The sequence below is a fragment of the Chamaesiphon sp. OTE_20_metabat_361 genome (genome assembly GCF_031364565.1).
In genome coordinates, this window is the sequence record NZ_JANLWO010000155.1 from 1 (window position 1) to 9,037 (window position 9,037).

At 47.4% G+C, this 9,037-nt stretch carries 12 protein-coding genes; 3 read left to right on the forward strand and 9 right to left on the reverse strand.

The window, feature by feature from the left end:
* Window positions 1-269 precede the first annotated feature (269 nt).
* Together RMO35_RS04270 and RMO35_RS04275 are read left to right on the forward strand one after the other, a co-directional pair.
* The gene (locus tag RMO35_RS04270; protein WP_309738781.1) at window positions 270-1,067 is read left to right on the forward strand and encodes an MOSC N-terminal beta barrel domain-containing protein; all 798 of its coding nucleotides are present in this window, start codon (window positions 270-272) and stop codon (window positions 1,065-1,067) included.
* Window positions 1,068-1,205, forward strand: coding sequence for a hypothetical protein (locus RMO35_RS04275; protein WP_309738783.1), 138 nt, complete (start codon window positions 1,068-1,070; stop codon window positions 1,203-1,205). It begins immediately after the preceding gene.
* Here RMO35_RS04275 and RMO35_RS04280 read toward each other — a convergent pair.
* From RMO35_RS04280 to RMO35_RS04315, 8 genes are all read right to left on the reverse strand, one after another.
* Window positions 1,202-2,113: a cation diffusion facilitator family transporter gene (locus tag RMO35_RS04280; RefSeq protein WP_309738784.1), complete on the reverse strand. Its 912-nt coding sequence runs from the start codon at window positions 2,111-2,113 to the stop codon at window positions 1,202-1,204. The genes RMO35_RS04275 and RMO35_RS04280 overlap by 4 nt on opposite strands.
* Window positions 2,114-2,575 carry a Rieske 2Fe-2S domain-containing protein gene (locus RMO35_RS04285; protein WP_309738785.1) on the reverse strand — a complete coding sequence of 154 codons (462 nt, stop codon included), beginning with the start codon at window positions 2,573-2,575 and terminating at the stop codon, window positions 2,114-2,116.
* A gap of 323 nt (window positions 2,576-2,898) precedes the next feature.
* Window positions 2,899-3,267 carry a hypothetical protein gene (locus RMO35_RS04290; protein ID WP_309738787.1) on the reverse strand — a complete coding sequence of 123 codons (369 nt, stop codon included), beginning with the start codon at window positions 3,265-3,267 and terminating at the stop codon, window positions 2,899-2,901.
* Window positions 3,268-3,412: 145 nt separating this feature from the next.
* On the reverse strand, window positions 3,413-4,207 hold the full coding sequence (gene trpA, locus RMO35_RS04295; protein WP_309738788.1) for a tryptophan synthase subunit alpha: 795 nt from the start codon (window positions 4,205-4,207) through the stop codon (window positions 3,413-3,415).
* Between the two features lie 275 nt (window positions 4,208-4,482).
* Window positions 4,483-4,791, reverse strand: a complete 309-nt coding sequence (locus RMO35_RS04300) for a DUF3007 family protein (RefSeq protein WP_309738789.1) — start codon at window positions 4,789-4,791, stop codon at window positions 4,483-4,485.
* A 9-nt stretch (window positions 4,792-4,800) separates the two neighbouring features.
* Entirely contained in the window at window positions 4,801-5,016 is a 216-nt protein-coding gene (gene ndhL, locus RMO35_RS04305; protein WP_309738796.1) for an NAD(P)H-quinone oxidoreductase subunit L, read from the reverse strand.
* 157 nt (window positions 5,017-5,173) lie between these two features.
* Window positions 5,174-6,340 (reverse strand): GNAT family N-acetyltransferase, encoded by a 1,167-nt coding sequence (locus RMO35_RS04310; protein WP_309738790.1) that lies wholly within the window; start codon window positions 6,338-6,340, stop codon window positions 5,174-5,176.
* Between the two features lie 179 nt (window positions 6,341-6,519).
* Window positions 6,520-7,050, reverse strand: a complete 531-nt coding sequence (locus RMO35_RS04315) for a hypothetical protein (protein ID WP_309738792.1) — start codon at window positions 7,048-7,050, stop codon at window positions 6,520-6,522.
* A 170-nt stretch (window positions 7,051-7,220) separates the two neighbouring features.
* On the opposite strand from RMO35_RS04315, the gene argH reads away from it, so the two are divergent.
* Complete coding sequence (argH, locus tag RMO35_RS04320) at window positions 7,221-8,609, forward strand: argininosuccinate lyase (RefSeq protein ID WP_309738794.1); 1,389 nt, start codon at window positions 7,221-7,223, stop codon at window positions 8,607-8,609.
* Window positions 8,610-8,823: 214 nt separating this feature from the next.
* Here argH and RMO35_RS04325 read toward each other — a convergent pair.
* The coding region (locus RMO35_RS04325; RefSeq protein WP_309738798.1) for a hypothetical protein at window positions 8,824-9,037 on the reverse strand (214 nt) is incomplete at its 5' end.

Below are 9,037 nucleotides of genomic sequence, written 5' to 3' on the forward strand. Positions count from 1 at the left end.
GCCCATAAGAATGAGCTAAATAAAGCGTATTGAATCCACATGCAAACAGCTCGGACTAAGCAGAAGACATCAAAGATGTGGTGGGTGTCTCACCCTGTCCCCAATGACTGAAGATAACGGTTTGTCTTCTATTTGTGCTTAATCTCTAGCTAAATTTATACTCACAATTTCTAATTACTAGTCGTATGCTAACACAGCAATCGCTCTAGTTATGTCGTCAATTGCGATCGATAATAGTAGTTGTCGATCGTTATTTACCCATTAAGCGTATGAATGCTGATATTCAACCGACATTAGCGCAGATAGTTATTTATCCAATCAAATCCCTTGATGGGCTGATAGTGACTCGATCGAAAATCTCAGTAGGTGGTGCGCTAGAATTCGATCGGCGGTGGGCGATCGTTGATGAGAGTGGTACAGTTGTTAATGCCAAACGGACGGCTAAAATTCAGCAATTACGCTCTCAATTTAATTTTACTGAAGATCGATCGACGATCGCGCTCCAAATTAGGGATGAGAATACCAGTTACACATTCTGTCTGACTACCGAACTTACCCAACTAGCGAGGTGGTTGAGTGAGTTTTTTGGATTTCCAGTTCAACTCATTGAAAATGCCGCTGTCGGGTTTCCCGACGATCTAGATGCTTACGGCCCTACAATTGTCAGTACGGCGACCTTGGAGAAGATTTGTGAGTGGTTTCCTGGCTTAGATCTAGCAGAAGTCCGCCGCAGATTTAGAACTAATTTGGAACTGGATGGCGTTCCGGCTTTTTGGGAAGATCGATTATTTGGTGCGCCTGGGGAAACGATCGATTTCCAGTTAGGAGATGTGCAGTTCCACGGCATTAACCCCTGTCAACGTTGTATCGTGCCGACTCGTAATTCTGTAACTGGTGATGTTAGCCCCAAATTTCAGCAGATTTTTACCCACCAACGCCAACAAACGCTACCAGCGGGAGTTAATAGATCCAGATTCAATCACTTTTATCGATTGGCAGTCAATACTCGCATTCCGCTGGCTGAATCTGGTAAGTTTTTAAAAACTGGCGATGCTCTAGGTATTTAAATGCCCAAAATTCACCACATAGTCTGGACTGGATTGTTATTAATAAATAGTAATTTAGCGTTATCGATCGAGCCATCAACTGCGAACAACCCTTCACTACCAACGATCGCCACATCCGATCGAGTATATTCGGATTAGGATGATAAAGTTCGATCGAGTTCCAAATCTGCCCATGATTTGGGATCTTCGAGCGGTTCCATGTGGGCGACGACATTAGTACCGGGCAAAGCATCAACGATCTGTTGTTCGACTTCTTCGCAGAGATCGTGCCCGCGTTGAATCGTCCAGTCTCCTGGTAACAGCAGATGAAATGTGACAAACCCCCGCGAACCAGCTACCCGCGTTCTGAGGGCGTGAAACTGAATCCCTTGCTGCTCGTAAGTACTAAAAATATGGGCGATCGTATCGCGCTCGGCGACTGGCATTGCGGTATCTAGCAGCCCTGCACCAGTCTCGCGCAGCAACTGGATTCCCGATCCCAGAATACTCACAGCCACCAGTAAAGCAATAATCGGATCGAGAATCAGCCAGCCAGTCAGCTTGACTAAAAAGATTCCCGCCATAATGCCTACTGAAGTCCAGACATCGGTGAGTAAATGGTGGGCATCCGCCCGCAGCGTAATCGATCTTAGTCGCCGCCCCGCCCGCAGCAGCACCCAAGCGACCGCGCCATTAATAACGGTGGCAATTAGGGATAAAATCAGCCCGATCCCCAACTGTTCGAGCGGTTGTGGTGAAAATAGTCTACCCCAAGCCACCACCCCAATCCCGATCGCGGCAATTACAATTAAAATACTCTCTAGTCCGCTAGAAAAATATTCAGCCTTATTATGCCCGAAGGGATGATCTTCATCGGCGGGAGTAGCGGCGAAAGAGAGCGCCCAAAAGGCTGCTAATGCCGCCACCAGATTGATTCCCGACTCCATCGCATCCGAAAGCAATCCGACCGAGCCAGTCAGAAAATAAGCACCAGTTTTTAAACCGATCGTCATCAATGCTGCCGCGATCGATAACAATGTATATGGTCTTGCCGTTTGAAAAGTCATCTAAACTTTAACCAGGACTTGAGTACCGACAACTTTGACTGGATAGGTTGCTAATGGGCTAGGTGCAGGGCCGTTTAATACTTTCCCATCGGCGGCAAATTCGGCATCATGACACGGGCAACGATACCTTTTCTCGCCAGCTAACCATTTAACTTCGCAACCAGTATGGGTACATTTAGAATTGACCGCAACTAGTTTTTTGGAATTGGCTGGATCTCTGGCTACGGCAACTCCGGCGATCTGCAAAGATCCCATTTTTTCTAATTGTGCAGTCGAACCGACAACTTTAAAGCCTTCAGTCGTTTTAGCGCTCGCACTTTTATCATCTGAAACTGGAGAATCGGTCTGCTTTGTAGCTTGAGTGTCCGCTTTGTTAGGCGCACAAGCCGCTAGAACGACAGGAAAACAAGCAGTCAACCAACCGATACTAAAATAGCCGAGAAAGGAACGACGTTTGAGCATGATTTGCAGGCTTGAGTAATGGTAAGTTGTCTGAGTGAAAATAATAGATCGTCAAACCGATTTTAGCAAGCTTTCCTCATATTTGCTCTCATCACAACGATCGCGATCGACCTTCCTAAAAAAAGTCAATCTGCATCCATTCCACCTATCGAAAATTAATCTCATTTGTATCGACAACTATGTCGCGATCGCTAATGACACTGAGATCGTTAACACAGAGATTAAACCCTTGACTAACAGTCGATTTCGCTCCTGTCAAGCTGGCATGGTTAGATAACTCTAAGTGACGATCGAATGCAAAATTGAGCGGCCATTTTTAGCAATTAATTAGCAACAAATTGCCGATATTTAGCACTTGAAAATTTTGAGATAATCTGTAGCAACCGCCGCGTCCGATTGGGATTTGACACGACATAAGCCTGAGTTGCCAAACAAATAATTGCTAAAGTCGGTAAAATAAAGGTCGGCAGCATAACTACACCAATCGACCACCATGTCGCTACATGCAGTAATAAAATCAGTGCCGGGACGATCGAGATCCGCGCAACATTAGCGATGAGCTGTGGCGAGCGATTGAAGGCGGTCAATAAAATTGTCGCATTAGCCAAGCCGAGATTAGCGGGGACTAAAAAGGCGCAAATGCCGATACAATGACATCGAGAAAATTCGGCAATACTATTTAAGTCGAGCATCGGTGCCTAGTGATAAGATTTGTTTCTTAATCTTAACGAACTCGACCGGATCCAACTCGATCGAACCGATCGATCCGTAACATAAGTATAAATTAGACATCATCCCGATTTGAGATCGATCGGATCTCTTAGCTCTGGTTTGGGGCTAAACAATCGCTGCTTTCAAACTCTGACAGAACTCCTCAAGCGATTTTAGCCCTTCAGCGGGCACTCCCGTTGCTAAACGTTTAACCATGGCACTGCCGACAATTACCCCGTCTGCGCCCCATTTTCGCACCTGTTGAGCGTGTTCTGGTGCAGAGATCCCAAAGCCAATCGCGATCGGTTTATCTGTCACCTGCCGCAGGTTAGCCAAAATCTCGCCGACGCGATCTTCTAACCCAGACCTGACGCCAGTTACACCCGTAACGCTAACCAAATAAATAAAGCCTTGCGACTTAGCCGCGATCGCCACAATCCGCTCCTGGGAGCTAGTTGGTGCCACTAACAGGATAACTTCAATCCCGATTTCTGCCGCAGGTACCAACAACTCTTCCGCCTCCTCTAGCGGTAAATCTGGCACTACCAAACCTTTAACTCCCGCTGCCGCAATTTTGCTCAGGAAGGGACGAATGCCCAGATTGAGGATGGGGTTGTAATAAGTAAATAAAATAATCGGTGCTTTTAGCTCAGGGCTGACCTTTGCTACCATGTCGATGACATCATGTAACTTAATCCCCTGCGCCAATGCCCTCGTCGCTGCCGCCTGAATTACCGGGCCATCTGCTAACGGATCGGAATACGGCACTCCTAGCTCGATTAAGTCTGCACCTGCTCCATCCAATATCTTGAGTGCTTGCGCCGTGGTTGCTAAGTCAGGATCGCCAGCAGTGATAAAGGGAATCAAAGCACACTGTCCGCGATCGCGTAAAGACTCAAAGCAACTGGAAACGGAAAGCATCTAAGTTAGGGGGTAGAGGGTATAGGTAGGGGGTAAGAGGTAAGAGGAATGGTCTGTAGGGTGTGTTATCGCGTAGCGTAACGCACCATTACATGAAAAAATTGTAGAGTTGGCAGTGCCCACCATCCATTACACATGAAAATTGTAGGGTGGGCACTGCCCAACATCTAGGTTTCAGTCTATCTTCAAATAATTGTATGTAGATCCATACCGCCTAACTTGGAAACCAAATCATCAATGACGGTCATGAAAAATATCAAATCGTCGATCGAGAATTAGGCACTCTTCCGTTCTCGTTCGATCTCGGCTTGAATTTTGGCTAACTCTTCGGGAGTGAGTTCGTCTAACCGCTTTTGCAGTACGGCTTCTTCGTAGTCTTTAAGCTGTTGAGTATAAGTCATACTTTTAGTCGCCACTCGAAAAACGTAGCTAAACGACCACCCGAGAATGATGACAACTAATACTAGCTGACTCCAAATGCCAGCGTTGATGTTGTCTACTCCCGCCAGCTTTAATCCTAGATACCCAGCACCGCCAATCGCAAATACGACGATCCCAATAATAATGACATCAATTCTCCGCATCAGCTAAATTTATGCCTCGATCGTGCGGCGTTTGGGACGAAAATTGAGAAATGGCGACATTAATAACAAGCCTGGGAAAAAGAAAAATACCAAGAAATACATAACTACGCGCTCGATCGAGCTAGCTACATACCAACGTTGTTTGAGGTATAGGTACAAGGCTCCTGGGAAGACCAACAGGTAAGCGCCACTCAAAGCCAAATATAGCAGTGCAACTATCATAATTTCGATCTTAAATACAGCAGTGCAACCATCGCGATCGCCTTATCTGGTTACTTAGTTAGTTTCTATTCTATCAGCTTGGTGGCTAGATCGGTCGATCGGCTATTGGCCGTCATTTCTATACTCGCTAGGTATTGTAACCAATCCCACCGATCGACCTTTAGGATAGATCTTCAGGATCGTTTTTATCGATTCGATTGGGTAATGGTTGACGAGATGGCTGGAGACTTTGGAGCATTTCGGCAATTTGGAGATTTTCCAAAGACAAATGTTTGGCTTCGCGGAGCTTATGCCAAACCGAGCGAGACATCAATAAACTATGCTTGACACGTTCGGCACCGATTTGTTGGAAGTACTCTTCGCGTTCGGGTTGATAGTCAGCCGAAATCAACTGGAGTGGCTGTGTGGGCAGATACTGACAAGATCTTGCCAGTTGCGCCATCAGTTCGGGATAGAGCCAAGTGTAAGCCGGATGTACGGTTAATTCCGCTTGGTGGGTTTGAGGTTCGTCACTGCCGGAGGATTGCCGATCTTGGTTTAAGGATAACCGATAATAGCCGATTGCAGCTTTGCGTTGGGTTTCAAAGACGTAATTGCTGACAGATTGCTTTTGTTGAAACCATTCTTTAACTTTACCAACCATTGTTTGGACGAGGTTGGTTTTGAAGTCATGGATTTGTCGATCGAAAACTTGCCGCAGCAGGGGCGGCATGGATACTGTATCTAACTGATAAATCAGTTGAGCATCCGTGTTGCGGACTGGCAGTAAATTGGGTAAATCTGGTTCGCGCTGGGCGAGTTCCTGTAGCAATTGGGGGGCGATCTCCCAATATGTCAGGTGTGCTAGCGGCTGAAATCCATTTTGGCGATATAGCGCCAGCGCTGCACTATCATTGACATCGACTTCGAGTACCCAAGTACTTGCATCGACGATATGCTCGAAGCAATAGCGCAATAGTTGAGAGCCGATATCACTTTTACCCGTCACTTCTGCCGGGTTGGTGGCTCGATCGTCGATCGACACCCATTCTACATGCCAAGTGCTTCGCGTCCGATTGAATGGCGACACGCCGATCGCTCCGCGTACCTGCTGTCCGCACTCAGCGACTAACAGCGCTCGATCGGTAATACTTGGTGTCGGAATAATATTGAGAAATTGAAAAGGCGCATACCATCGGCTCATCCGTTTGAGCATTTGCGCGATTTGAATTTTTACGGCTGGGTCGGGAATTGTTGCTTGTTGACATAAGCTAGCGATCGCGTCAATATCTCGATATTGCAGCGGACGAACGATCGTCTGATGTTTAGATCCATTTGTCGCAGCCATTATATATCCTGTGTCAACAACTGAGGTTAATCTTACTATAACACCTCCGACTAAATTGGGATCTCCATCCCGATCGATTAGCCAAGTGTTCGAGTTAATGTCAGTCTTGCCCCTTTGCAGGGAGTGTGAGCGAGCAAAGTTAGGACTGATAACCGATAACTATGAAAATGATGTTTGCTCTATTTTTTTTCAATTACCGTAGTCATCGCTTTAATTGCCGAATTCAAGCCTGCTTGAGCTTTCACTGCATCGAGCTTGTCACCAGTCATTGCTGTTTTGACTTCAGCAAGACCACTAGTAATTGCAGGATAGCTAGCTCCGGCTTTGGCTTTGAGGATTGGCTCTACCGCTGGAAGTAAACCACTGAATTTTTCAAATTGCGTTTTAACCTTCGCCATGTCGCCGCCTTTGACAGCACTATTAGTCATGACTAGAGCAGTTCTCGCCGCAGTTAACTGAGTTTTTTCAGTAGCTGACAGAGCAGTAGCCGCACCAGTTGTCGGTGCTGCTGCGCCAGTTGCTGGAGTAGTAGCTGGAGTGGTTGCGGGCGCAGTTGCTGGAGTGGTTGCTGGAGTAGTCTCTGTAGTAGTTGTACTAGTTGTAGTCTCAGCTTTTTTGTCGCCTGTACAGCCAGTAATCGCTAGTGCAGCACTCAGGCACAACGCAGTGAGCAAGGTGCTAGCTTTGATTGTAGTTTGTTGGATAGACATGTGGGTATTTGAGTAAAGTTTACTATGTTGGACATGACATTCACATGATAGCGTGGAAATAGTGACTAGTAACTAACGAACGTTCTGGCTATCTGCTAGAGCATGACTGAGGGGTAGTTACCGATCGTGCCCAACCCTTAACTCAGGAGCCTGTAGCCCCTGTTCTTGCTATGGATCGACCACAACAGACTTGGAGCGATCGCTTTGAAGGTACTTTACATCCAGCGATCGCCAAATTTAATGCTAGCATTGGCTTCGATCTCGAACTGATCGAATACGATCTCACTGGTTCCTGCGCTCATGCCAAAATGCTCGCCCACACTGGGATTATCAGCCCGACAGAGGGGGCAGAGCTGGTAGCAGGATTAGAACAAATTCGCACGGAATATCGGGCGGGTAGTTTCCAACCTGGTGTCGATGCTGAAGACGTGCATTTTGCGGTAGAACGCCGACTGACAGAAATTGTCGGCGATGTTGGCAAAAAGCTTCATACCGCCCGTTCGCGTAACGATCAAGTCGGTACCGATACCAGGTTATACTTGCGCGATCGGATCGGTCAAATTCAAGCACAATTGCGGGAATTTCAGCAAGTATTAGTCACTTTGGCGGAGCTGCATGTCGAGACGCTAATTCCTGGCTACACGCACCTCCAGCGCGCTCAGCCGTTGAGTTTAGCTCATCACTTGCTGGCTTATTTCCAGATGGCACAGCGGGATTGGGAGCGACTGGGCGATGTTTACAAGCGGACGAATATTTCACCGTTAGGCTGTGGGGCGCTGGCGGGGACGACTTTCCCGATCGATCGCGCCTACACCGCCCAATTGCTCGGTTTCGACGATATCTATGGCAACAGTTTGGATGGGGTGAGCGATCGCGATTTTGCGATCGAATTCCTCGGAGCTGCTAGCCTAATTATGGTACATTTAAGTCGTTTGGCTGAAGAGGTGATTATCTGGGCTTCAGAAGAATTTCGATTTGTCAGTTTGACCGATCGGTGTGCGACGGGTTCGAGCATCATGCCGCAAAAAAAGAACCCGGATGTGCCCGAACTAGTGCGGGGTAAAACCGGACGCGTGTTCGGGCATCTCCAAGCCATGCTGGTCATGATGAAAGGTCTACCGCTAGCCTATAATAAGGACTTACAAGAAGATAAAGAAGCTTTATTTGATGCGGTCGAGACGGTCCGAGCTTGTCTGGAGGCGATGACAATCTTGATGCGTGAAGGGATTGAATTTCGCCCCGCCCGATTAGCCGCCGCCGTAGCATCCGATTTTGCCAACGCTACCGATGTCGCTGACTATTTAGCTGCCAAAGGAGTACCGTTCCGTGAAGCTTATAATTTGGTGGGCAAAGTAGTTAAAACCTGCTTGAGCCAGGATAAACTGCTCAAGGATCTCAGCTTGGCAGAGTGGCAAGAACTACATCCAGCATTTGAGAACGATATCTATGCCGCGATCGATCCCAAACAGGTAGTCGCTGCGCGCAATAGCTATGGTGGCACTGGATTCGAGCAAGTTCGTCAAGCACTCGATCGAGCTAATAATAAAATGAGTGAGTAGATTCGGTAGAGGATAGAGGTTCAGAAAATTCGATCTTTCCTACCCTCTACTCCCTGTCTTGATTCGCTGCTTGGTGCGCTGTCTTGTCTCGCATAATCCGGGAGGGAATCTCCCGGATTATGCGAGCCGCTGTCTTGAACCAAACGCTTAGCATGAGGGAACCGTCTAGCGACACGTCTTCGCCTACAGCGCGATTTGGGTCGCTACCCCCTATTTAGGTTGCTGCTGCGGAGGTGTCTTCGTTATCTTCCTCAGCCGAAGTGCCATTAGATTGAGGGCGGAATCTTGATTTGAACATCCGTCCGCCAGTGGGGCGTTTTCTAAATTTACGAGCGTATGCTTGATTACGCTCCGCCTTTTCCTTCTTCAGGTTGCGGCGTTTTGCCATATTTGCCTCTGTAAAAATAAACGATAGGTATCTGCCAACC

Bases quoted from the DNA above. Each gene is read 5' to 3' on its own strand.
- RMO35_RS04275 (WP_309738783.1), top strand. From the start codon at position 1,068: ATGCCCAAAATTCACCACATAGTCTGGACTGGATTGTTATTAATAAAT.
- argH (WP_309738794.1), top strand. From the start codon at position 7,221: ATGGATCGACCACAACAGACTTGGAGCGATCGCTTTGAAGGTACTTTA.
- RMO35_RS04270 (WP_309738781.1), top strand. From the start codon at position 270: ATGAATGCTGATATTCAACCGACATTAGCGCAGATAGTTATTTATCCA.
- RMO35_RS04280 (WP_309738784.1), bottom strand. From the start codon at position 2,113: ATGACTTTTCAAACGGCAAGACCATATACATTGTTATCGATCGCGGCA.
- RMO35_RS04315 (WP_309738792.1), bottom strand. From the start codon at position 7,050: ATGTCTATCCAACAAACTACAATCAAAGCTAGCACCTTGCTCACTGCG.
- RMO35_RS04310 (WP_309738790.1), bottom strand. From the start codon at position 6,340: ATGGCTGCGACAAATGGATCTAAACATCAGACGATCGTTCGTCCGCTG.
- trpA (WP_309738788.1), bottom strand. From the start codon at position 4,207: ATGCTTTCCGTTTCCAGTTGCTTTGAGTCTTTACGCGATCGCGGACAG.
- RMO35_RS04290 (WP_309738787.1), bottom strand. From the start codon at position 3,267: ATGCTCGACTTAAATAGTATTGCCGAATTTTCTCGATGTCATTGTATC.
- RMO35_RS04285 (WP_309738785.1), bottom strand. From the start codon at position 2,575: ATGCTCAAACGTCGTTCCTTTCTCGGCTATTTTAGTATCGGTTGGTTG.
- RMO35_RS04300 (WP_309738789.1), bottom strand. From the start codon at position 4,791: ATGCGGAGAATTGATGTCATTATTATTGGGATCGTCGTATTTGCGATT.